Source organism: uncultured Amaricoccus sp., from assembly GCF_937891315.1.
In the GTDB taxonomy this organism is placed as follows: Bacteria; Pseudomonadota; Alphaproteobacteria; order Rhodobacterales; family Rhodobacteraceae; genus Amaricoccus.
On record NZ_CALAGI010000082.1, the window covers coordinates 1 to 22,385 of the forward strand.

22 protein-coding genes and 2 pseudogenes are annotated in these 22,385 nt (G+C 68.5%); 17 read left to right on the forward strand and 7 right to left on the reverse strand.

Translation table 11 applies throughout. The features are described from left to right. Nucleotides 1-223: 223 nt before the first annotated feature. From Q0480_RS07235 to Q0480_RS07275, 9 genes and pseudogenes are all read left to right on the forward strand, one after another. Nucleotides 224-432, forward strand: a pseudogene (locus tag Q0480_RS07235) (transposase); the annotation flags it as partial. A 151-nt stretch (nucleotides 433-583) separates the two neighbouring features. After that, the gene (locus tag Q0480_RS07240) at nucleotides 584-1,741 is read left to right on the forward strand and encodes a hypothetical protein (RefSeq protein WP_299131738.1); all 1,158 of its coding nucleotides are present in this window, start codon (nucleotides 584-586) and stop codon (nucleotides 1,739-1,741) included. An 80-nt stretch (nucleotides 1,742-1,821) separates the two neighbouring features. Beyond that, nucleotides 1,822-2,103, forward strand: a complete 282-nt coding sequence (locus Q0480_RS07245) for a hypothetical protein (protein WP_299131739.1) — start codon at nucleotides 1,822-1,824, stop codon at nucleotides 2,101-2,103. Between the two features lie 20 nt (nucleotides 2,104-2,123). Further along, on the forward strand, nucleotides 2,124-2,375 hold the full coding sequence (locus Q0480_RS07250; RefSeq protein ID WP_299131740.1) for a hypothetical protein: 252 nt from the start codon (nucleotides 2,124-2,126) through the stop codon (nucleotides 2,373-2,375). Then, entirely contained in the window at nucleotides 2,375-3,049 is a 675-nt protein-coding gene (locus Q0480_RS07255) for an ATP-binding cassette domain-containing protein (protein ID WP_299131741.1), read from the forward strand. Before Q0480_RS07250 ends, Q0480_RS07255 begins: the two co-directional genes overlap by 1 nt. Next, nucleotides 3,042-3,713, forward strand: coding sequence for an ATP-binding cassette domain-containing protein (locus Q0480_RS07260; protein ID WP_299131742.1), 672 nt, complete (start codon nucleotides 3,042-3,044; stop codon nucleotides 3,711-3,713). Before Q0480_RS07255 ends, Q0480_RS07260 begins: the two co-directional genes overlap by 8 nt. 34 nt (nucleotides 3,714-3,747) lie before the next feature. Beyond that, complete coding sequence (locus Q0480_RS07265) at nucleotides 3,748-4,188, forward strand: FtsX-like permease family protein (protein ID WP_299131743.1); 441 nt, start codon at nucleotides 3,748-3,750, stop codon at nucleotides 4,186-4,188. A gap of 5 nt (nucleotides 4,189-4,193) precedes the next feature. Further along, nucleotides 4,194-4,598 (forward strand): hypothetical protein, encoded by a 405-nt coding sequence (locus Q0480_RS07270; protein WP_299131744.1) that lies wholly within the window; start codon nucleotides 4,194-4,196, stop codon nucleotides 4,596-4,598. Between the two features lie 249 nt (nucleotides 4,599-4,847). Next, nucleotides 4,848-4,970: pseudogene (locus Q0480_RS07275) on the forward strand (winged helix-turn-helix domain-containing protein); the annotation flags it as partial. An 81-nt stretch (nucleotides 4,971-5,051) separates the two neighbouring features. Here the strand turns inward: Q0480_RS07275 and Q0480_RS07280 are convergent. From Q0480_RS07280 to Q0480_RS07290, 3 genes are read right to left on the reverse strand one after another with little or no spacing between them, the layout of a single operon-like run. Next, complete coding sequence (locus tag Q0480_RS07280) at nucleotides 5,052-6,605, reverse strand: MDR family MFS transporter (RefSeq protein ID WP_299131745.1); 1,554 nt, start codon at nucleotides 6,603-6,605, stop codon at nucleotides 5,052-5,054. Next, nucleotides 6,605-7,810, reverse strand: a complete 1,206-nt coding sequence (locus Q0480_RS07285; protein ID WP_299131746.1) for an HlyD family secretion protein — start codon at nucleotides 7,808-7,810, stop codon at nucleotides 6,605-6,607. Before Q0480_RS07285 ends, Q0480_RS07280 begins: the two co-directional genes overlap by 1 nt. A 3-nt stretch (nucleotides 7,811-7,813) precedes the next feature. Then, nucleotides 7,814-8,284, reverse strand: a complete 471-nt coding sequence (locus Q0480_RS07290) for a MarR family transcriptional regulator (RefSeq protein ID WP_299131747.1) — start codon at nucleotides 8,282-8,284, stop codon at nucleotides 7,814-7,816. A gap of 564 nt (nucleotides 8,285-8,848) precedes the next feature. On the opposite strand from Q0480_RS07290, the gene Q0480_RS07295 reads away from it, so the two are divergent. Then, nucleotides 8,849-10,438: a calcium-binding protein gene (locus Q0480_RS07295; RefSeq protein WP_299131748.1), complete on the forward strand. Its 1,590-nt coding sequence runs from the start codon at nucleotides 8,849-8,851 to the stop codon at nucleotides 10,436-10,438. A 232-nt stretch (nucleotides 10,439-10,670) separates the two neighbouring features. Here Q0480_RS07295 and Q0480_RS07300 read toward each other — a convergent pair whose 3' ends face one another. Genes Q0480_RS07300 through Q0480_RS07315 form a run of 4 tightly spaced genes read right to left on the reverse strand, consistent with a single transcriptional unit; the run spans nucleotide 10,671 to nucleotide 14,591 of the window. Then, complete coding sequence (locus Q0480_RS07300; RefSeq protein WP_299131750.1) at nucleotides 10,671-12,167, reverse strand: aldehyde dehydrogenase; 1,497 nt, start codon at nucleotides 12,165-12,167, stop codon at nucleotides 10,671-10,673. Nucleotides 12,168-12,183: 16 nt separating this feature from the next. After that, the gene (locus Q0480_RS07305) at nucleotides 12,184-12,858 is read right to left on the reverse strand and encodes a DUF1028 domain-containing protein (protein ID WP_299131751.1); all 675 of its coding nucleotides are present in this window, start codon (nucleotides 12,856-12,858) and stop codon (nucleotides 12,184-12,186) included. 6 nt (nucleotides 12,859-12,864) lie between these two features. Next, nucleotides 12,865-13,281: a RidA family protein gene (locus Q0480_RS07310; protein ID WP_299131752.1), complete on the reverse strand. Its 417-nt coding sequence runs from the start codon at nucleotides 13,279-13,281 to the stop codon at nucleotides 12,865-12,867. 35 nt (nucleotides 13,282-13,316) lie between these two features. Beyond that, nucleotides 13,317-14,591 (reverse strand): NAD(P)/FAD-dependent oxidoreductase, encoded by a 1,275-nt coding sequence (locus tag Q0480_RS07315; protein WP_299131753.1) that lies wholly within the window; start codon nucleotides 14,589-14,591, stop codon nucleotides 13,317-13,319. 193 nt (nucleotides 14,592-14,784) lie between these two features. On the opposite strand from Q0480_RS07315, the gene Q0480_RS07320 reads away from it, so the two are divergent. From Q0480_RS07320 to Q0480_RS07350, 7 genes are all read left to right on the forward strand, one after another. Then, a complete protein-coding gene (locus tag Q0480_RS07320) occupies nucleotides 14,785-15,714 on the forward strand; it encodes a LysR family transcriptional regulator (protein ID WP_299131754.1) in 930 nt (309 codons plus the stop codon). 105 nt (nucleotides 15,715-15,819) lie between these two features. Continuing rightward, nucleotides 15,820-16,059: a hypothetical protein gene (locus tag Q0480_RS07325; RefSeq protein ID WP_299131755.1), complete on the forward strand. Its 240-nt coding sequence runs from the start codon at nucleotides 15,820-15,822 to the stop codon at nucleotides 16,057-16,059. 88 nt (nucleotides 16,060-16,147) lie between these two features. Further along, nucleotides 16,148-18,226 (forward strand): FAD-dependent oxidoreductase, encoded by a 2,079-nt coding sequence (locus Q0480_RS07330; protein ID WP_299131756.1) that lies wholly within the window; start codon nucleotides 16,148-16,150, stop codon nucleotides 18,224-18,226. Nucleotides 18,227-18,234: 8 nt separating this feature from the next. Further along, complete coding sequence (locus Q0480_RS07335) at nucleotides 18,235-19,311, forward strand: ABC transporter ATP-binding protein (RefSeq protein WP_299131757.1); 1,077 nt, start codon at nucleotides 18,235-18,237, stop codon at nucleotides 19,309-19,311. Continuing rightward, nucleotides 19,308-20,174, forward strand: coding sequence for an ABC transporter permease (locus Q0480_RS07340; protein WP_299131759.1), 867 nt, complete (start codon nucleotides 19,308-19,310; stop codon nucleotides 20,172-20,174). Before Q0480_RS07335 ends, Q0480_RS07340 begins: the two co-directional genes overlap by 4 nt. Further along, nucleotides 20,171-20,971, forward strand: a complete 801-nt coding sequence (locus Q0480_RS07345; RefSeq protein ID WP_299131760.1) for an ABC transporter permease — start codon at nucleotides 20,171-20,173, stop codon at nucleotides 20,969-20,971. Before Q0480_RS07340 ends, Q0480_RS07345 begins: the two co-directional genes overlap by 4 nt. Nucleotides 20,972-21,008: 37 nt before the next feature. Beyond that, nucleotides 21,009-22,025: an extracellular solute-binding protein gene (locus Q0480_RS07350; protein WP_299131761.1), complete on the forward strand. Its 1,017-nt coding sequence runs from the start codon at nucleotides 21,009-21,011 to the stop codon at nucleotides 22,023-22,025. The last annotated feature ends 360 nt before the right edge of the window (nucleotides 22,026-22,385 follow it).

Sequence of the window (22,385 nt, forward strand, 5' to 3'; positions counted from 1 at the left end):
ACATCCGGCAACCCATGGGAATCCCGCGCGAGTCAGGAGTTCGGGCGGCTGGTATTAGGAGCGGCTTATGGCGCCGCCGGCCCCCAGGTCTCGCCCAAGAGCCCAACTCGAAAAGGATTTAGCGGTTTCAGAAGGTTGTGATTCTGTCCGGTTTCCAGACTGAACGGAGCCACGGATGCCTTGAACTCAAACCGCTCGCCGGGGGTATCGGCGGGCTCCCCCGCGTTGCGCAAGCGACCTGACCGATCGGGAATGGGCGTTGGTCGCGCCCTTCATGCCGCCGCCGCGCCGGCTCGGGCGTCCGCGCACGACCGACCCGCGGGAGGGGATGAACGCGATCCTCCACATCGCGACGACCGGCTGCCAGTGGGTGCGAGCGCCGAAGGACTTGCCCCCTGTTCCACGATGCAAAGGCATTTCTGCGACTGGCGAGACCTTCGGGTCAGACCTAAGCCCTGTCTAATTTGCGGCCGCGAATGTCGGGCCGTGCCGTGGAGGTACGAAGCATGACGAGGTAACAATGCGGATAGCGAGTGGACTGCCCGGGCTCATCCTCGGAATCGGACTGATCGTCGAGAGTTCGGTGACCGCCCTTGCCGCCGAAGCCTCCCGTGCAACGGACTTCGGCCACGGAACCACCGGCGAAGCCGCGCCCGCCGGTGAACAGGCGGAATCTCTTGATGTCGCCGCGCCTGAATCCGACGCCGGTACGCTTCCGCTCGTTTCGGTCGATACCAGTTTCGAGCTGCAATTCGACGACACCTTTTCGACGAGTGAGGCCGACGCGGCTTATCGCAGCCTCTACGCCACGATCGAACCCGAGATCACCGTCAACGCGTCGGAAAACTTCCGGCTCTTTGCCCACATGGTGTTCGAGCCGGTGCTAGACCCGCCGAGCCAGACCACCAGCTACTTTCGCGATGAGGGACTCTACTTCGAGGAGTTGAACGCCCAGGGCACGTTCGGCGCGTTGAACGTGGCGGCCGGCCTCGTCGACCCGGCGTTCGGCATCGCCTCCGACGAGGCGCCGGGGCTGTACGGCGGCGATTTTGCGAGCAGCTACGACTACCTCGGGGCCGCGGGGGTGACCGCCGACTGGACGCTCTCGTCGCGCGACTCGGCCGCCGGCACCGTGGAGCAGGTGATCCAGGCGTCGCTTTTCAACGCCGATCGGACGGCGCTCAGCAAGTCGCTCTTCACCAATCGGGGCCAGACCCGGCTTTCGGACGGCGGAGTCGGCAATACCCAAGGCCCGCGATCCTTTTCGCTCGCCTATACCTACACCACGCTGGACAGTTCGGACGAGATTGCCGGCCCGACGGCGCGGCTCGCGGTTCGGCGGCTCGCCGCCGGGGAGGGTGATGCAAACGACGAGCTCGGCTTGGTCGCCGCCGCCGAAACCGTGTATCCGCTCTCGGATGACCGCGCTGTTGTTCCGATCGCCGAGGTCGCCTATTTCGTCAACGAGGGTGGGGGTTCGGACAATGCGATCAGCACCACGCTGGGCGCCGAGTTCGACCAGGGGCCATGGGCGTTGTCGCTGACCGGCGCGCTGCACGACACACAGGCCTCGGGCACTCCGACCGACTACATGGTGACCGCGAGCGTTGGCCGCGACTTCGATGTGGCGCTGGCGGGTGAGTACCAGGTCAGCCTCGGATACAGCTACGCCCGCGAGGAGGGCATAACCGGCAACACCGTCGGCGTGCTCCTGACCAAGAATTTCAGCTGGCAGCGCTGACCATCGCCGCGCCTGCGCCAGGCAAGCCATGCGGCCCGAAAACCGGCAGTCCGGGTCTCCCTCGAAAGAAAGTCCGCCACATGCGACAGAAATCCGTGTTCCTGGCCCTGGTCTGTGCCCTCTCTGCCACGGGCGCGGCGGACCTCGCGCCGGCGCGCGCGGCGGAAATCCTGGTCGCTCCCGAACAGAACCCGCCGGGCGACATCCCGGACAGCCAGGTTTTCATCACCTATTCCGGCGCCGGGTTCAGTCTGAGGTTCCCGAGGGCTGGGGGCGCGACGACCTTCCCAACGGTGCGCGCTTCACTGACAAATACGGGGCGGTCGAGATCCGGACCGGCGCAACGTCGGAGCCAGCACTGAGTGGCGACGTCGCCACTCTGATGCGGGACATGCCCGCGGCGAAGGTGACCAAGGCCGAGACCGTCAAGATAGCGGCCGGACCGGCGCTGCGCATCAGCTATCTCGCCAATTCGGCGGCCAATTCGGTCACCGGCAAGAAGATCCTGCTGGAAAACCAGCGCTACGTCATCGTGGCGAACGGGCGGATGGCGCTGCTCGACCTCTCTGCCCCGGCCGGCGCTGACAATGTTGACCAGTGGCAGCTGATGTCGAACTCCTTCCGGTGGAAGTGATGGGGGTCCTGGAGGCCGTCGGCCTCTACCGTTTCTTCCACGTCGGCGACGAGGAGACGATCGCGTTGCGCGGAGTGGATCTGGACGTCGCCGCCGGCGAACTCTGCGCGCTCCAGGGGCCTTCGGGCAGTGGCAAGTCGACCCTGATCGCCTGCCTCGCCGGCCTCGACGATCCCGACGGCGGCGCCGTCACACTGATGGGAGAGCGGATCAGCCGCCGGCCGGAGGGGCAGCGCGCCAGGATTCGCGCGCGACATGTGGGACTGATGACGCAGGGCGGCAATCTGTTCGAACATCTCAGTTTCAGGGACAACGTCCAGCTCGCCCTCGCCCTCGCCCTCGCGGCTGGCCGGGGCGACGTACACGAATCCGCGGATCGTGCGCTGGCGGATCTCGATATCGCCGCGCTCGCGGACGCGCTGCCGGCCACGCTGTCGAGCGGGCAGTACGCGCGCGCGGGGGTCGCGGTGGCGCTGGCACCGGCGCCGCCGGTGCTGATCTGCGACGAGCCCACCGCGGAGGTCGACACCGTCAGCGAGGCGTGGATCATCGCGCGCCTGCGGGCCGCTTGCCGCGACGGCGCTGGCGTACTGGTCGCAACGCACAGCGCGGCGATCGCCGCGTCCGCGGATCGGGTAATCCACATCAAGGACGGGCGGATCGCCAATGGCTGAGCCGCTTGTCAAGGCAGCGGCGCTCGCGCGCGTCTACCAGCGAGGCGCCGTGTCGGTCACCGCCCTGGCCCCCGTCTCGTTCCGGATCGAGCGGGGGGACCGGGTCGGCCTGATCGGACCGTCCGGCAGCGGCAAGACCACGCTCCTGAATCTGGTCGCCGGGCTCGACCAGCCGAGCTCCGGCTGGATTGCCTGGCCCGCGCTCGGGGAGAGCGCCGTACCGAGGCCAAGGTCTATCGGCGCGGCGTTCCAGTCGCGCAGCCTGATCCCCACGCTGAGTTGCGGCGAGAATGTCGAGCTGCCACTGGCCCTGCTCGACGAAGCTGCCGACGCCCCGCGACGGGCCCTCGAGGCGCTGGAGGCGTTTGGCGTCGCGGATCTCGCTGACAAGCTGCCCGGCGAGGTCTCCGGCGGTCAGGCGCAGCGCGTGGCGTTGGCCCGCGCTATCATTACTGGTCCCAGTCTACTGCTCGCGGACGAGCCGACCGGGCAACTCGACAGCCTGTCGGGAGCCTCGACACTCGACAGTCTGGGCGACTGGCTGGACCGGACAGGCGCGGCGCTGCTGCTTGCGACACACGATCCGACCGCGTCCGGGCGCATGAAGGCGATCTGGCGTCTCGACCATGGCGTGGTCCAGATCGCCAAGCGGAAGACAAGCTGAGACGGCGTTCGAGGTCAGCGCTTTCGGCGACGCCATGCACGTGATCGGTTCCAGCCTGACCTCGGTCGACCTGTCCGGCCTCACCCGGCTCGAGCTCGGCTTCGCGCTGGTCACCGTCGCCGCCGCCGCCGGCCTGATGCTGGCGTTGAGCTTCGCCGACCGGCGCCGGTCGATGGCGATCCTGTCCGCCCTCGGGGCCGGGCGTGCCCAGGTGGGCGCCTTCGTGTGGAGCGAGGCGGCCCTGGTGCTGGCGGGAGGAGTTGCTTTCGGACTGGCCACCGGCGCGCTGATCGCCGAGATCCTGGTCAAGCTCCTGACCGGGGTGTTCGACCCGCCGCCCGAAGCGCTGGTCATTCCGTGGGCCTATGGCGTCGCGATTGTCCTGGCGGCCACCGGAGCCATCTGTCTGGTCGCGTGGCTGTCGCTCACCGCCTCGATGCGCGGCGTCACCCAGGCAATCCGCGCCGATCAATAAGTGCCATGATCCGCGTCATTTCCATGTCCGAGGAGAAGTACCGTCGAAAGCTCACACAGCGACCTCACGGATTGACCTTCGCCCACTCCCTTGATGCGATCGAGGTGATGACCGCTGGCTGGCGAGCGAAGCGGTTCCAGGCGACGCGGCTGGGCATGATGTTCCCGATTCTCCGGGACCGAACCCGGTTTTCAGGGATCCCTGTCGCCTCTCGGGACGAGCAGATTCGCCAGCCGTCGCGGCGGGTCGGCGCGGCCATGCGCGAAATCGATGATGATCACCTGCGCGGCATCCTCGATGAAGGTGACGAAATGCTACCCGGCGCGGATGAAGCGCGGGTCTTCCGGCAAATCCGGATCAATAGTCGGCGGCAATCCTGCGTCAGGGCCGTGCCCGCCGCGATCTCCTGACAGCGGGCAATCAGGTCTTCCTCATAGGCCGCCGCCTGCCGCGGTCCGAAGGTTTCGTGCGTCCAGATTGCAATCTCGATCAGCGCGGCTTTCTGATCGGCGCCCTGCTGATGATCGCCGAGAGCAGGCAATCGGCACGGGAAATCGTCGCCGAAGCACCCTGAGCCCCTGCCCGACCACCGCCGGGGGGCGCCGCGGCCGCGGCATATCGATGCCTGCCAGGTATCCGAACCGGTGTCCTGGCCGGGGGCGGGCCCCGACCCGGCGGTCGACGGGATCGTGCGCTGGCGGCGGCGGAACCTGCGCGCCCGGATCGCGGCGCGGTTCGGGGTCGAGTTGCACGAGCGGACGGTTGGCAAGTACCTGGTCGCGCCCGGTTACCGCCGGCTTTTCCTGCGCCCGCCCCGTCTGCGAGCCGGTTTCTTCGAAGTGCACGCCCGCCCCGGAAGGACGCTACTCCATCGCCGGCGCGGGCGCTCCGGCCACGGCCGGTCCCCCGGGCTTGCGGAGGAGGAAGATCAGCGGGACCGACGCCAGCGTCAGCCAGAACATCAGCATGAAGTCATCGACATAGGCGACCATCGCCGCCTGCGCCTGCACCATGGCGTCGAGCTGGGCGATCGCCGTCTCCGAATGCCCGGCCGCGGCGAAATAGGCGTCGAGGTTGGGGTTCTGCGCCGTCAGGCCCGAGACGAGATCGGTCCGCGCCGCGACGAGGTTGTGCGAGAGCTCGACCGAGACGATCGAGATGCCGACCGACGAGCCGATGTTGCGCACGAGGCTGAACAGCGACGCCGCCTCGGCCCGGAACCGCGGCGCGAGCGTCGCGAAGGCGAGCGTCGAGAGCGGCACGAAGACGAGGCCGAGGCCGAGTCCCTGGACGACGCCGGAGACGACGAGCGGGCGCCAGTCCATCTGCGGCGAGAAGGCCGCCATCTGCCAGAGCGACAGCGCGGTCAGCGACAGCCCCGTGAAGATGAGGATGCGGGCGTCCACCCTGCCGACGAGGCGGCCGACGACGATCATCGAGATCATCGTCCCGACGCCGCGCGGCGCCAGCACCATGCCGGTGGTGATCACCGGATAGCCGTAGAGGTTCTGCAACATCGGCGGCAGCAGCGCGAGCCCGGCGAGGAGGATCATCCCGACCATGAAGATCATCACCAGCGCCGTGACGAAGTTCGGGTCGCGGAACATCGCCGGCTCCATGAACGGATGCTCGCGGCCGGAGGTGATGTGCAGCAGGAAGGCCCAGGCGCCGGAGACGAGGAGCCCGAGGTAGATCCAGGTCTCCGCCGAGGAGAACCAATCGACCTGCTCGCCGCGATCGAGCATCAGCTGCAGCGCGCCGACCGCGATCGAGAGCATGGCGAAGCCGAAGACGTCGAAGCCGCGCTGGCGCCGGGGCGACTCCGGCAGGAAGGCCATCAGCCCGGCGAGGGCGAGGATGCCGACGGGCAGGTTGACGAAGAAGACGTAGCGCCAGCCGAAGGTCTCGGTCAGCCAGCTGCCGAGAACCGGCCCGATGATCGGGCCGACCATGATGCCGGCGCCCCAGATCGCCATTGCCTGGCCGTGCTCCTCGCGGGTGTTGATGTCGAGGAGCACGGTCTGCGAGAGCGGCACCAGCGCGGCGCCGAACAGGCCCTGCAGCACGCGAAAGGCGATCATCTCGGGCAGGCTCGACGCGAGGCCGCAGGCCATCGAGGCGACGACGAACCCGGCCGTCGAGACGATGAAGAGCTGGCGCAGGCCGATACGGTCCGACAGCCAGCCGGTGACCGGCGTCATGATCGCCGCGGCGACGATGTAGGACGTCAGCACCCAGGTGATCTGATCCTGCGCCGCCCCGAGCGAGCCCTGCATGTTCGGCAGCGCGACGTTGGCGATCGTGGTGTCGAGCACCTGCATGACCGTCGCGAGCATGATCGAGACGGTGATCAGCCCCTTGTTCGGGACCGTCACCGCCGGGGCGGCCGGACCGCCCGCCGCGGCGACGGCGGCCATCACTTGTCTCCGGCGACCGCGGTGGCGCCGCCGAGGCCGACGGCCGAAAGCGCGGCGGTGACGAAGCCCGGCAGACCGCGGGCGTGGCCGGTATCGACGGCGACCGACGCGCTCATCCCCGAGCGCAAGGTCGGCACGTCCTGCCCGGCGTCGAGGGCGATGCGCACGGGCACGCGCTGCACGACCTTGACCCAGTTGCCGGTGGCGTTCTGCGCCGGGATGAGCGCGAACTCCGCCCCGGTGCCGGCGCCGATCGAGGCGACCTCGCCCTTCAGCGCCTGCGCGCCGTAGGTGTCGATGCGCACCTCGACCGGCTGGCCCGGCCGCATGTGGGTGAGCTCGGTCTCCTTGTAATTGGCCTCGACCCAGGCCTGTCCGGTGGCGACGAGGCTGACGACCGTGGTCGCCGGCGTGACGTACTGCCCCCGCTGCAGCCGGTCGGTCTGGCTGATGACGCCGTCCGCCGGGGCGGTGACGACGGTGCGCCGCAGATCGATCTCGGCGGCGTGGAGCGTCGCGAGGGCCTTCAGCACCTCCGGGTGGCTGTCGGTGGCGATGGCGGGGTTGCCGGCGAGCGCGGCCTTGGCCGAAAGCACGGCACTGTCGGCCTTGGCCGCGTTGCCCTTGGCGATCTGGATCCGCAGGGCGCTGTCGTCGGCCGCCGACTGGCTGATGACACCGGACGTCCTCAGCGCCTGCTGGCGGTCGTCCTGGGTGACGGCGGTGGCGAGGGTATCGCGGGCGTTCGCCGCCTCGGCCTCTGCCTGCGCGTAGGCGGCCTTGAGCCGCTCGACGTCGAGGCGCGCCGAGGCGAGCCCGGCTTCGGCCTGCTCGACGGCGTTGCGATAGGTGGCGTCGTCGATGGTGAAAAGCACCTGCCCGGCCGTCACCTGCTCGTTCTCGGCGACGGCGACCCGGCCGATCTGGCCGCTGACCTCGGGCATCACCGAAACGCGGTCTTGCTGGACGTAGGCGTCCTCGGTCTCGATATAGCGCCCGCCGGTCGCCCAGACGTAACCGCCGACGACGACGATGGCGAGCGGCAGCGCGGCGATCAGCAGCTTGCGCCGGGTGCGCGAGCGCCGCCGCGCCGGCGGGGCGTCGGCGGCCGGCGACTCGGCGGGGACGAGGCGGGGCGCGACCAGGGCCTCGGCGACCGCCGTGGTCTCGGGGGTGGTCTCGATCTTCTCGGCAGGGTTGCTCATCGGTCAGGCTCCTGCCGCGACGCGGCGATCATCGTCGGCGTCATCGTCGGCGTCGGCGGAAAGGTTGGAGACGACGATCTCGAGGTTCGCCATCAGCGCCTCGCGCGCCGCGGGGTCGAGGCCGGCGAGCGCCTCGGCATAGACCCGCTCGGCGCGGGCCCGCATCGGCTCGAGCAGCGCCCGGGCGCGCTCGGTCGTGTAGAGCCGCCGGGCGCGGCGGTCGTTCGGATCGGGCCGACGCTCGACGAGGCCGGCCGCCTCCATGCGGTCGATGTGCCGGCTCAGCGTCATCGGGTCGATGTCGAGGAGCCCGGCGAGGGCGGCCTGACCCACACCCTCGTTGCGCTTCAGCCGCGCGACGATCTGGAGCTGGGCCGTGGTCATCGGAATGTCGCGGCTCTCCTGCTCGAAGCGCCGGCGGATCAGCCGCGCGGCGTCGAAAAGCAGGTGGCCGAGGGTGGGTGGTTCACTCATAGGCCGGCATATAATAGCCTAGCCTATCATATGCAAGCCTATATTATCCTCCCGCCCCGAAAATGTGAAAAGGCCCGCGAACCGGTCGGGTTCGCAAGGCGACCCTGATCAAGACCCGCGCAACGACCTCGGCCGGCCGTTCTTCGATGGGCTCGCGCCCGGGCGCCCCGCCGCCATGGCCCGCGACCGCGGGCCGCGCTTCCTCGGCCTGAGCGAGGTCTACCCATTCAACGACTGGAACCGGAGCGCCGCCGCCGTCCTCGAGCGTGTCAGACGGCGGACGCCGCCGGCGCCGAGACCGGACCGGCGCCGTCGACCAGATGCGCCGCCTTCTCGCCAGCGGCTACACCGACGCCTGGGCCGATACGAAGAAGGCGCGACAGTCCTGCCGCCAAGGAATGCGTCATGCTCTTCCCGGTAGCGTCGCAGCGCGGCGCGGGTGGTCTCGTGGGGCTTTGGGTGGTTTTCCGCGGACGGCGGCGTACGAGGGGCCGGAGTGGTCGTTCATTCAATCTCAACCTCTCCTTGAATGATGGACCTGCCTATGGAGGGGGGAGAATTCGCATGACCACTACGCCGGCGCTGCCGCGCATCGACAGGATATTCTACGGAACGGACGGTGCTGACCGCTGGATCGGCGACATCCGCAACGAGATCTTCGTTGGCAGCCCGGGCGCCGACACGCTCGACGGCGGCGACGGCTTCGATATCGTCGATTACAGCGCCTCGCCAGCGAGGGTCACCATCGACCGCGCGACCTTCCCGGGGCCCGCCGCCAAGGGCGGACATGCCGCGAAGGACGTGCTTTCCGGCATCGAGGGGGTCATCGGCTCGGCGTACGACGACATCCTGGTCTGGTCGGCGGCCGACTTCCCCGTCTATGTCGACGGCCGGGAGGGCAACGACTTCATCTACGGCGGGACCGGGGCCGACACCCTGCTCGGCGGCGAGGGCAATGATACGCTCTTCGGGGTAGGCTATCCCGGTAACGGCGGCGACCGTCTGTATGGCGGGCCGGGAAACGACCTCATCTGTGCTAGCCGCGATGCCCTTGCCGACGGTGGCGAGGGCGACGACCAGCTTTTCGGCGGACCGTGGAACGAGACGCTCGCCGGCGGAGCCGGGGATGACTTGCTCATGAACTACCAAGGTGAGGATTTCTTCGACGGAGGGGACGGCAACGACACCATTCGGCTCGGACGCGATTCGAGCGTGGTCGAAGCGGGGGACGGAAACGACACGATCGTGAGCTCGACCCCCTGGTCGCACCTCGGCTGGACCACGTACCCCTACGGGGTCGCCTGGATCGCGGCCAAGCGCGCCTCGAGCGACCTGGTGCATGCCGGTGCCGGCAATGACTGGTTCCGGGGCGGCTATGGTGCCGATCGCGCCTACGGCGACGACGGCGACGATTTCCTTGATGGTCGCGACAATGCCGACCTGCTCGACGGCGGATCGGGGCACGACACGATCCTCGGCGGCAATGGCGAGGACACCCTCGTCGGCGGCGACGGCAACGACCGCATCGAGGGCAGCCTCGGCAACGACATCGTCCATGGCGGGTCCGGTCGCGACACCCTTCTCGGTGGGAACGGCTCCGACGAGATCGACGGCGGCGACGGGGCGGACCTCATCCGGGGTGGCTACGGCGCGGACACGATCCTGGGCGGCGCCGGCAACGACACGGTCGACGGCGGTGGCCACGACGACCTGATCCTGCTCGGCGACGGAAACGACCTGGTCACCGGCCTCGATGACCGCGGCCGCGGCAACGACCGTGTCTTCGGCGAGGCGGGGGCCGACACGCTGCATGGCGGACGCGGCGACGACACCCTCGACGGGGGCACGGGCGACGACGTCCTGAATGGCGGCGCCGGCGACGACCGACTCATCGGTGGCGCGGGCGCCGACGTCTTCCAGTTCAGGCTGGCGAGCGGGCGGGACGTGATCGCCGACTTCTCGCTCGCCGACGGCGACCGGCTCGCGGTGACGTTCGCGGCCGCCGGAACGCCCGCCGGAACGCCGGAACTCACGCTCGCGGACGGCGACATACTGGTCGCGTTCGCCGGGGGCCACGGTCTCAGGCTCGAGGGCGACTTCGATGCCGGCGACCTGCGGGCCATCATCGATCAGGGTTTTGTCCTGTTGATCTGACCATCAGTCCGAACGGTCACCGCTTGAGCGGATCCTTCGCTCGGTTCCCGCTTCGGACCCGCCACCCCTGCTCCTCTGATCGGGGTCAATCCCCAACCAGAGGAGCTTGGCTGGCTCCGCGGTCCTGTGATTGGCTGCCGGATGGCGGTGGGAAACCCGACCCACGGCGCCTCGTTCCACTCATGCGAAAAGCACGCGCCATCAAGGCCAGGGATCAAACAGCCGGAGCGGATCAGGACCTGTACTTGATCCAGGTCGTCTTCAAGGCAGTGTATTTCTCCAGAGAGTGCATGGACAGGTCCCGACCGAACCCCGATTGCTTCATCCCGCCGAACGGCGTCTGGGCCGAGAGCGCATCCACGGTGTTCACCGATACGGTTCCGACATGCAGCTTGTCGGCGACCCGGCAGGCCCGGCTCAGATTGTCGGTCCAGACGGACGCCGCCAGCCCGTAGATGGAATCGTTTGCCATCGCGACGGCCTCCGCTTCGGTGTCGAAGGCGATTACCGACAGGACCGGGCCGAAGATCTCATCCCTTGCCAGCGGGTCGTCCTGCCCGACGTCGTCAAAGATCGTCGGCTGCACGAAGCAACCCTTGCCGTCGATACGGATCCGCTTGCCGCCGGCGACCAGATTGGCGGTGATCGTGCCGGCCTCGACGAAGCGCATGATGCCTTCGGTCTGCTTCTCGTCGACGATCGCGCCCATCCTGGAGGCGGGATCGAGTGGATCGCCGGGTTGCGTGGCCTGCGCGCGGGCGATCAGCCTCTCCACCAGCGCGTCCTTGACCGAACGCTCCACATAAAGCCGGGAATTGGCCGAGCATACTTCGCCCTGATTGAAGAAGATGCCGAAGGCGGCCATGTCGGCCGCGGCGTCCAGATCCTCGCAATCGGCGAAGACGATGTTCGGGCTCTTGCCCCCCGTTTCGGGCCAGACCTGCTTCAGGTTTGACTGGCCGGAATATTGCATGAACCGCTTGCCGATCGCCGTCGAGCCGGTGAAGGCAAGGCAGTCCACACCCATGTGCAGGCCCAATGCCTGCCCGGCCGTCGCACCGAAGCCGGGGACGACATTGAACACGCCGTCAGGCACTCCCGCTTCGGCCGCCAGTTCGGCCAGACGCAGCGCCGATAGCGGCGACTGCTCCGCCGGCTTCAGCACCACCGAGTTGCCGGCCGCCAGCGCCGCCGAGGCCTTCCAGGTCGCCATGTCGAGCGGGAAGTTCCAGGGCGTCACCGCGGCGACCACCCCCAGCGGCACGCGGCGCACCAGCGCAAGGTCGCCCGGTCCGGTGGGGGCGACCTCGTCATAGAGCTTGTCGATGCACTCGGCGTACCACTGGAAGAAATGCGCCGATCCGGGCGCGTCGATGGTCGCCGCGTCCGTCACGAGCTTGCCCATGTCGAGGCTGTCGAGCAGGGCCATCTCCTCGAGATTGGCGCGGATCAGCGCGGCCAGCCTCAGCAAGACCGCCTTGCGGTCGCCCGGCGCCATCCGTGACCAGCGCCCGTCCTCGAAAGCCCGCCGCCCGGCCGCGACGGCGCGGTCGACATCCGCCGCGTCGCATTCCGCGACCGCTGCCAGCACCTCTCCGGTGGCCGGGTTGATGCTGTCGAAGGTCCGGCCCGACACGGCATCGACGAACTTGCCATCGACAAAGGCCTGCCCTCGGAACGCGATCCGCGCAGCCCGCGCCTTCCAGTCCTTGTGGGTATAGTCCAGCATGGCGTCTCTCGCTCTGTCACTGATCTCCGGGGACGCCGTAGGATGGCGCCTCGCGCGGATCGAGGGCTCGCTGGATGTATGCCTCCAGCTGCGGCTTGTAGATCGTCCAGATCGTGGCAACGGCCTCGATCGGACAGTCTTCCGTCCAGTCGCACCTGAGATCGGCGACCGGCCAGCTGACCTTGTCGACGAGCTTCAGGCCGGCGGAATGCACCGGGCCTGCCTCGCCGCCCGCGGCCAGACCAGCGCGCATCGCGGCGATCAGCCGGTCGCCAAGGTGGCCGGACGAGCCGAGAAACCCATCGACGATGGCTTGCGGAACGCCGGCATCGGCAAGCAGGTTTCCGCCCGAGGCAACGTTCGCACCGCGCGCCTCGCCCCAGATGCCGAGGGCCTTCGGCCCGGAGTGGACCGCCGTCCGCCCGTTGCCGTCGACCGCCAGCACCTGGCGGTATTCGATGAAGCTGCCGCGTTTCCTCACCTCCGCGATCGCCGCCTCGGCGCCCGCCCCCTGCCCCATCATGTCCAGCGCGAGCGGCCCCAGTGTCGGGTCCGTCACGTTCTGCGAAGCAACCGCGCCGACGCCGGCGCGGGCGTAGGAGCAGCGCGCGGCGACCGCCGGCGAGGACGAGGAGATCGCGACGCCGAACATGCCGGTTTCAGCGCAGCGGGCGACCAGCGAGAATGTCATGGCACTTCAGTCCGGGATGACGGCGGTACCGTCGATCTCGACCAGCCACTCGGGCCGCGCCAGTGCCTGGACCACGAGCCCGGTCGAGACCGGATGCACGCCCCGGATGTACTCGCCCATCGTGCGGTAAACCGCCTCGCGATGACGCACGTCGGTGATGTAGACGACGACCTTGACCAGGTGCTCCATCCGGCCGCCGGCTTCCTCGATCAGCTGCCGGATGTTCCGCATGACCTTGTGGGTCTGCTCGACCGGGTCGTGACTGTCGAGATTGACCGCGTCGTCAAGGTTCTGCGGGCACTGCCCGCGCAGCCAGACGATCCGGCCGCCCTGGGTGACAACCGCCTGGCAGAGGTCGTTTTCCAGCTTCTGCTCGGGATAGGTGTCGCGGGTGTTGAACTTGCGAATGCGGGTATGCGCCATTTCGGTCTCCATCGGATGCTGGATCGTCGTGCAGCCTATGCGATTTTGGTCTCGCGCTTGGTGGGCTCGCGGTAGGCGAGATACTTGCGCTGGGTTGCGATCCGATCCGCCACATGCGCCGCGTCGTGCCAGACGCCCCAGATGAAGCTCGACCCCCGCCGCGACTGCCATGGCAGCCCGAGGAAATAGATCCCGGGCTCGACCGAAACGCCGCGCTGATGCCTCGGCCGGCCCTTCTCGTCGAAGGCGTCGACCTTCAGCCAGCCGTAGTCGAGGGAATAGCCCGTCGCCCAGACGACCGAGGAAACTCCGGCATCCGCCAGGCTGAGTTCGAGGATGGGATCGGTCAGGCACTCCGGGTCCGGCCCGATCTCGCGGGCCTCCGGCTCCGCCGCGAGGTCAAGGCCATTGCTGGCGACAAAGGCATCGGCCTCGTCCAGCAGCGACAGATAGTTGGCATCGCCACGCGCGATATTGTCCGCGAGATCGGGTGCGAAGGTCACGACGCCATCCCGGTAGGATTCCGTCCGTCCGACCAGCGTCATCCCCTGCGCGGCGAGCCGCCGGAAGTCGATCGTACGCCCGCCATGCGCGCCGCTCACCGCGATGGTGACATGCTCGGTGCCGGGCCCCGGCGTTTCGGCATCCCATTTGCCGAGAACCCCCAGCCACCAGCAGAAGTCACGCCCGCGATAGGCACGGGGCGGACGATCATGCGGGCCGACCGAAAGATAGACGCGCTTGCCCGCCTGCGCGAGCTCGTCGGCGATCTGCACACCCGAGGATCCGGCACCGACCACGAGCACGGCGCCTTCGGGGAGCTGGCCGGGGTTGCGGTAGGCGTTGGAATGGATCTGGAGGATACCCGCCTCGTCAGGGAGAAGCGCGGGGATGACCGGGCGCTGGAAAGGTCCGGTGGCGACGACGACGTTATTGGCCTCGACCACGCCCTCCGATGTCTCGATCCGGAATCCGGATCGGCCGACGTTGCGCCGCGCTTCCTTCACCTCCACGCCGCAGCGGATGGGGGCGGCGATCATCCCCGCGTAAGCGACGAAATAATCCGCGACCTTCTCCTTGGGGACGAAGGCGTCGGGATCGGCATCGGCGAACTCCATGCCCGGGAACCGATCGTGCCAGGCCGGGCCGTTGGCGACGAGGGAGTCCCATCTCCCCGAGCGCCAGCGCTCGGCAATGCGGTGCTGCTCGAGAATGAGATGCGGCACGCCGCATTTGGTCAGGTGCTCGCTCATGGCCAGCCCGGCCTGGCCGCCGCCGACAACGAGCGTGTCTACTTTTTCGACCGACATTTTCTACGTCCTTCCCTGGCGTCCGGAACTATTCCCGCGGATGCGACCGAGGTCCCGCCGTCTGTCTATCGGAGCCGCGGCGGCGCGAAAATTACAATCTCATGCAGCATTGCTTAGGCTGACCGAAACGCGGCGGCTCCCGTGCCGGCCGTGAGGCTTGAGCGGGCGGTTCCGGGCTGGCATCCTCCCACCCATGCCGCTCCGGTTCACCCTGCGCCAACTCGAGTATTTCGTCGCCGCTGGCAAGGCCGGGAGCATCGCCGCGGCCTCGCAGCGCATCAATGTATCGTCTCCATCCATCTCGACGGCGATCGCCCAACTCGAAGCCCAGTTCGGCATCCAGCTGTTCGTGCGCCAACACGCGCAGGGACTGGCGCTGACGCCGGGTGGGCGCCGCTTCTTCCATGAGGCAAAGCTCCTGCTCGACGCGGCCGAGGCGCTCCACGACCTTGCCGGCGATATCGCCGACCAGGCGCGCGGCCCGATCAACGTCGGCTGCTTCGTCACCCTCGCACCACTGGTGATGACGGCCCTGCGCCGCGACTTCGAGCTTTCCCACCCGGAGGCGCGCGTCGGCCAGGTCGAAGGCAGTCAGGAGGAGCTGCTCGACATGCTGCGCCGGGCCGAGATCGACCTTGCCATAACCTATGACCTCGAGCTGCCGCGGGAGGTGATTTTCGAGCCGCTGGCCAGGCTGCCGCCCTGCGTCATGCTCGCCCCCGGCCATCGCTTCGCCGGCCGCGCCGGCGTCTCGCTGGAGGAACTCGCCGGCGAGCCGATGGTGCTTCTCGACCTGCCGCTCAGCCGGGAATACTTCCTGTCACTGTTTCAGACCGCGGGCCTCAGGCCGCGTATCGCCGAGCGCACCCGCGACCTGGCGGTCCTGCGCAGCTTGGTGGCGAGCGGCTATGGCTACGCGCTGATCAACGTCCGGGCGCGCAACTCGATGGCGTCCGACGGGTCTCCGCTCGAGCTGCTGCGGCTGGAAGGCGACTTCCGCCCGATGACCATCGGCCTCGCGACCATGCGGGCGGATCGTATCACCCGCATCGTCGCGGCCTTCCAGGCGCATTGCCGCGAGCGGATCAGCGCGGCGGGGATTCCGGGCATGGCTGAACTCTAGCGCGGAGTCCGACCCGGCAGAGCCGGCTCGTCCGCTCTAGAGTCTTGATTTAGCGCAATATCTTAGACACCAGACGATTCCGTCTGGTTGGATATTGCTCTAGCCGTGCCCTGGTTCGACACGATGTTGAACGCGATGTCCCCGGCGATGCGCCCGACCCGGAGCGTCGCGCAGGGCAGGTCGCAGTCGCCGCCGCGCGCCCTCGAGCCGAGATTGTCGCAGGACGCGGGCGGCGCCGACCAGAAAGATCCGGTGCCCGAATTCGCCATTGCCCGAGATCTTCGGCTTTTCAGAAGCAATGCGCCGACAATCGATAATTTCGCCGAGGCGCGCGCTCGCCCATAGCACCGGTCTCGGATATGCAGACCGGAGGCTTGGGTGGAAACGCCGGCCCGGGCAACCAGCGACCGCAAGAGTGCTTGAGGAGGGGACGATGGCCCGAGACGCGCGTTACGACATCCTGTTTGAGCCGGTCCCGATCGGTCCGCTCGTCGCGCGCAACCGCTTCTACCAGGTGCCGCACTGTAACGGCGGCGGGTATCGCGACCCGTCGGCGGCGGCGGCGATGCGGGGGGTGAAGGCCGCGGGCGGCTGGGGGGTGATCTTCACCGAGCAGACCGAGATGCACCATACCTCGGAGATCACGCCCTTCATCGAACTCCGGCTGTGGGAGGACCAGGACATCCCGGCGCTCCGGCGGATGTCGGAGGCGATGAAGACGCATGGCGCGCTCGCCGGGATCCAGCTCGCCTATTCGGGGATCAACGGGCCGAACTTCTACACCAAGGAGGTGCCGCTCGCGCCGTCGGCGCTGCCGATCCGCACCTTCACCAACGATCCGGTGCAGGCGCGCGCGATGGACCTGACCGACATCCGAAATCTGCGCCGGTGGTTTGTCAACGCCGCCAGGCGGTCCAGGGTCGCCGGGTTCGACCTGATCTGCCTCTATGGCGCGCACGGGTTCGGGATCTTCCAGCATTTCCTCAGCCGCGCGACCAACCAGCGGACGGACGAATATGGCGGGAGCCTCGAGAACCGGTCCCGGTTCGTGCGCGAGGTGATCGCGGACATCCGGGACGCCGTGGGCGACACCATGGCGATCACGTTGCGCGTGAGCCTCGACGAGACCATCGGGCAACTCGGATTCTCGAACGCCGAGGTGCGCGACTTCATCGCGATGAACGCGGACCTGCCCGACCTCTGGGATCTGGCGCAGGGCACCTGGGAGGACTGCTCGGGACCGTCGCGGTTCAAGGACGAGGCGGCCCAGGAGACGTTGGTCGCCGGGATCCGGGCGCTGACGACGCGGCCGGTGGTCGGCGTCGGCCGCTTCACTTCGCCCGACGTGATGGCCCGCCTCGTGCGCCAGGGGGTTCTCGACTTCATCGGCTGCGCCCGGCCGTCGATCGCCGACCCGTTCCTGCCGAAGAAGGTGGAGGAGGGCAGGATCGAGGACATCCGCGAGTGCATCGGCTGCAACATCTGCATCACCGGCGACATGACGATGAGCATAAGCCGCTGCACGCAGAACCCGACCTTCATGGAGGAGTGGCGCAAGGGCTGGCACCCCGAGACGATGAACCCGAAGGGCGAGAGCCAGAACGTGCTTATCGTCGGCGCCGGGCCGGCCGGGCTCGAGGCGGCGCGGGCCCTCTCCCTCCGTGACTACGACGTCGCCCTGGCCGAGGCGGGCACGAAGCTCGGCGGCCGCGTGGCGCGCGAGCGGCTGTTGCCCGGCCTCTCGGCCTGGGGGCGGGTCGCCGACTACCGCGAGTATCAGCTGTCGCAGCGGCCGAACGTGGAGACCTATTTCGACAGCCGGCTCGGAGCCGACGAGATCCTGGAGTTCGGCTTCGAGAACGTCGCCATCGCCACCGGCGCCCGCTGGCGGGCCGACGGCGTGGCGCGGATGCACGTCGTGCCGATGCCAACCGACGGGAGCCTGCCGGTCTTCACCCCCGACGACGTCATGGAAGGGCGGCTGCCGTCCGGCGAGGTGGTGCTGTTCGACGACGACCACTACTACATGGGCGGCGTGATCGCGGAACTGCTCGCCCGCGAGGGCTGCCGGGTGACACTGGTCACGCCCTCGGCCTACGTCTCCGACTGGACGCTGAACACGCTGGAACAGGGCGCGATCCATCGCCGTCTGGTCGAGACCGGGGTCCGGATCGTGCTCAACACCGGCGTCGCCGCGCTGCGCGCCGACGGCGTCGAGACCGCGTGCAGCTATACCGGCGCCGCCGGCCGCATCGGCTGCGACGCGGTCGTGCTCGTCGCCTCGCGGATCCAGGACGATGCGCTCTACCGGGATCTGGTGGCCCGCCGGTCCGACTGGGCGGACGCCGGCATCCGCTCGGTGAAGGTGATCGGCGACGCCTGCGCCCCCGGCCCGATCGCCTGGGCGACCTACGCCGGGCACCGCTACGCGCGCGAGCTCGACATGCCCGACATCGGCGACGCGCCGCCGTTCCGGCGCGAGGTGACGGCGCTGGCGCCGATAGACGCGTGAGGAACGGGATGACACGGCCAGAAGCGATCCAGGTCACCGGCGTCTCGAAGCGGTTCGGCGACTTCCGCGCGCTCGACGACGTGAGCTTCACCATCCACGAGAACGAGTTCTTCACCCTGCTCGGCCCGTCGGGCTGCGGCAAGACCACCCTGCTCAGGATGATCGCCGGCTTCGAGAGCCCGACCGAGGGCTCGATCGCGCTCTTCGGCAGCCCGATCGACACGCTGCCGCCGCACAAGCGGCGGGTGAACACCGTCTTCCAGAGCTATGCGCTCTTCCCGCACATGACGCTGGCGCAGAACGTGGCCTTCGGGCTGGAGAACCTCGGCTGGGCGAAGGCCAGGCGCGAGGCGCGGGTCGCCCAGATGCTCGAGATGGTGCACATGGCGCCTTTCGCCGGGCGCAAGCCGGCGCAGCTCTCGGGCGGCCAGCGGCAGCGGATCGCGCTCGCCCGCGCCCTCGCCCCCGAGCCGCGGGTGCTGCTGCTCGACGAGCCGCTGTCGGCGCTCGACCTCAAGCTCCGCCAGGCGATGCGCAACGAACTGCGCACGCTGCAGCGCGAGACCGGCATCACCTTCGTGTTCGTGACCCACGACCAGGAGGAGGCGCTCGACATGTCCGACCGCGTCGCCGTCATGGGCGAGGGGCGCGTCCAGCAGCTCGGAAGCCCGGGCGAGATCTACGAGGAGCCCGTCAACCGCTTCGTCGCCGACTTCATCGGCGAGACCAACTTCCTCCCCGGCGAGGTGATCGAGACAACGGGCGAGCGTGCCCGCGTGCGCACGCCGTTCGGGCCGGAGATCGTGGCGGCGCAGACCGGCGTGACCGCGCCCGGCCCCGCCACCCTGTCGATCCGCCCGGAGAAGATCGGGCTGGGGGACGAGGCGACCGGCACCGTGCTGACCGGCACCGTGGTCTCGCGCAACTACATGGGCGGCTATACCCACTACACGATCGACGCCGGCGGCGTGGCGCTGCGGGTCTCGCGCCGCAACGCCGTCTCGCATTCCGAGGAGGGGTTCACCGTCGGCCGCGAGGTCCGGGTCGGCTTTGAGCCCGGTAGCGTGCGGGTGCTCGGGCAATGAGGGGCTTCCGCTTCTGGGGTCTGGTTCCCGCCTGGGCGTTGATGCTCGGGACGCTGATCCTGCCGGTCGGCATCGTGATCCTGGTCAGCTTCGCCCACCGCGGCGCCTACGGCGGCTTCGAATGGGGCTTCTCCACCGACAGCTACCGCGAGATCCTGTTCACCGAAGGGTGGGACGACGAGTTCGAGTTCGACCCGAAGTACCTGGTGATCGTCGGCCGGACACTGCTCTACGCCGCCCTGACCACGCTGATCTGCATCGTCATCGCGCTGCCCGTCGCCTACGTGATCGCCAACCAGAAGCCGCGGATGAAGGCGTTGCTGATCTACCTCGTCACCTTGCCCTTCTGGGTGTCGATGATCGTGCGGGTCTACGCCTGGCTGATCATCCTCGGCACCGACGGGCTGCTCGGGCGTATCTGGCGGGCGCTGGGCGGCGACGGCGGGCTGCTGTTCACCCCGGGCGCGACCCTGGTCGGCATGGTCTACAGCTACATGCCGCTGATGATCCTGCCGGTCTTCGCTGCCATCGAGAAGCTCGACCCGGCGCTGATGGAGGCCGGCGCCGACCTCTACGGCAGCCGATGGACCACCGCCCGCCGGGTGATCCTGCCGCTGACCTGGCCCGGCCTCGCCGCCGGCGCCATCCTGGTCTTCGTCCCCGCCATCGGCACCGTGCTCGAGCCGACCCTGCTCGGCGGCGGCAAGCAGATGGTCATGGGCACGCTGATCCAGACCCAGTTCGGCGGCGGGCGCAACTGGCCGTTCGGAGCCGCCGTCGCGCTGGTGCTGATGGCGATGGTGATGGTCGTGCTGATCGTCAACGCGCGCCGCGCCGGCCGCCTCGACGAGGCGCTGGCATGAGGCCGGCCCACGACATCCGCCACTACCCGGGCGCGCGGCTGATCACCGCCGTCTTCTTCCTCTGGCTCTACGTGCCGATCGCAGTGGTCATCGCCTACTCGTTCAACGAGAACCGGCTGGTCGGGGTCTGGAGCGGATTCTCGACCAGGTGGTACGCCTCGGCGCTGGCCAACCGCGCGCTGCGCGACGCGGTGCGGACATCGCTGACCGTCGCGGTCGTCTCGACGGTGCTCGCGACGCTGATCGCGCTGACCGCCGCCATGGTGCTGATGCGCTCGAAGGGGCTGCGGCACCGCCGGCTGTCGGAGACCGTCATCAACCTGCCGCTGCTCCTGCCCGAGATCGTGGTGGCGGTGGCCGTGCTGATCCTGTTCTCGCGGATCGGGCTGACCAACGGCACGCTGCGGCTGGTGCTCGCCCACACCACCTTCTGCACTCCCTTCGCCTTCCTGCCGATCCGGGCGCGGCTGCAGGGCATGAGCACCGACTACGAGGAGGCGGCGCAGGACCTCTATGCCCACCCGTTCACCGCCTTCCGGCGCGTGACGCTGCCGCTGATCGCGCCGGGGGTCTTCGCCGGCGCCATGCTCGCGTTCGTCATGTCCATGGACGACTATATCACCTCGACCATGCTGGCCACCGGCGGCACCACCACGCTGCCGGTCTACATCTTCGGCCTGATCAAGCAGGGGACGACACCCGAGCTCAACGCCGTCTCGACCCTTCTCATCCTCGCCTCGCTGCTCATCGCCGGCGTCGCCCTCGGCCTCGCAGCCTGGGCGATGCGCCGGGAATGAGCGGCGCGGCCCAATACCCGACCAACAAGAGGGACCCATGAAGCACATCACCTCCGGCGCGATCCTCGCTCTGGTCCTGGCCGGCCCCGCGGCCGCCCAGGGCACGCTGAACATCTACGCCTGGGCGGATTCGATCGCGCCCGAGTTGATCGCCAAGTTCGAGGCCGAGACCGGGAGCAAGGTCAATGTCGATGCGTTCAACTCCAACGAGGATGCGCTGACCAAGCTGCAGGCCGGCAACTCCGGCTACGACATCGTCACCCCCTCGCAGCACTTCGTGAAGATCATGGTCGACGAGGGGCTGCTCGAGGACATCGACGCCCACGACATGGCCGCCTTCGCCCAGGTCGACGAGAAATGGCGCAAGCCGTGGTGGGACGAGAGCGGCGACTACTCGATCCCGCTCGCCTTCGGCACCGCCGGCTTCACCGTGAACCGCGACGTGTACCAGGGGCCGGTCGACAGCTGGGCGGTGCTGTTCGAGCCGCCCGCCGAACTGCGGGGCAAGATCGCGATGCTTTCCTATCCGGACGAGGTGGTCGGCGGCGCCGAGCTGCTCATCGGGGTGCCGTTCTGCTCCGACGACAAGGGCGAGATGAAGAAGGTGCTCGACCTGCTGCGGGCGCAGAAACCCTCCGTCGTCGCCTACACCTCCGACAACATCGAGAACCGGATCGGCTCGGGCGAGGTCGGCGCCCATTTCTGGTGGGATGGCAACACGCTCCGCACCCGCCTCGCCGGCGCCAACATCGAGTACGCGATGCCGAAGGAGGGGCTTGTCGGCTGGCTCGACAGCTTCGTGGTGCCGAAGGGCGCGGCGAACGTCGCGGGAGCGAAGGCGTTCATCGACTTCATGTCGACCGAGGAGAACGCGACCATCCAGTACAACTACTATGCCCACTCCTCGCCCGTGAAGCTCGACCCCGTGAAGGCCAGGTTCACGCCGGAGAACGCCCCCGAACTCTTCCCGACCGTGCCCGTCGTCTTCTCGCAGGCCTGCGGCCCGGAGGCCCAGGACCTGGTCACCAAGGTCTGGACCGACCTCCTTCAGTAACTCCCGGGCCGCCTGGTCGAGGATTGCTTCCCCCGATCAAGGGGGAGCAACGGCACTGGCCCTGCGACGCACCCGATCGCACCTTGCGCGCATGCCGGCCAGACAAGGCAGTGGGCAATTTCATCCGGGAAGCGGCGCCCGAGGCGGGCTTTGATCGCAGCGCCCGCGGGCTTCGCAAGGCGCCGGCAGGGGCAGGTCGACTTCGCCGAGTTCAAGGTGGAGTTCGCCGACATGCCGGGCGTCGTGCGCAAGGTCTGTAAGCGGTGTTGTCAGGCCACGGCCTTGAGCGGTGCAGTGGCATAGGTCCAGGGCAACAGGTCGTCGATCTGGCTCTGGGGATGGCCGGCGACGATACGGGCG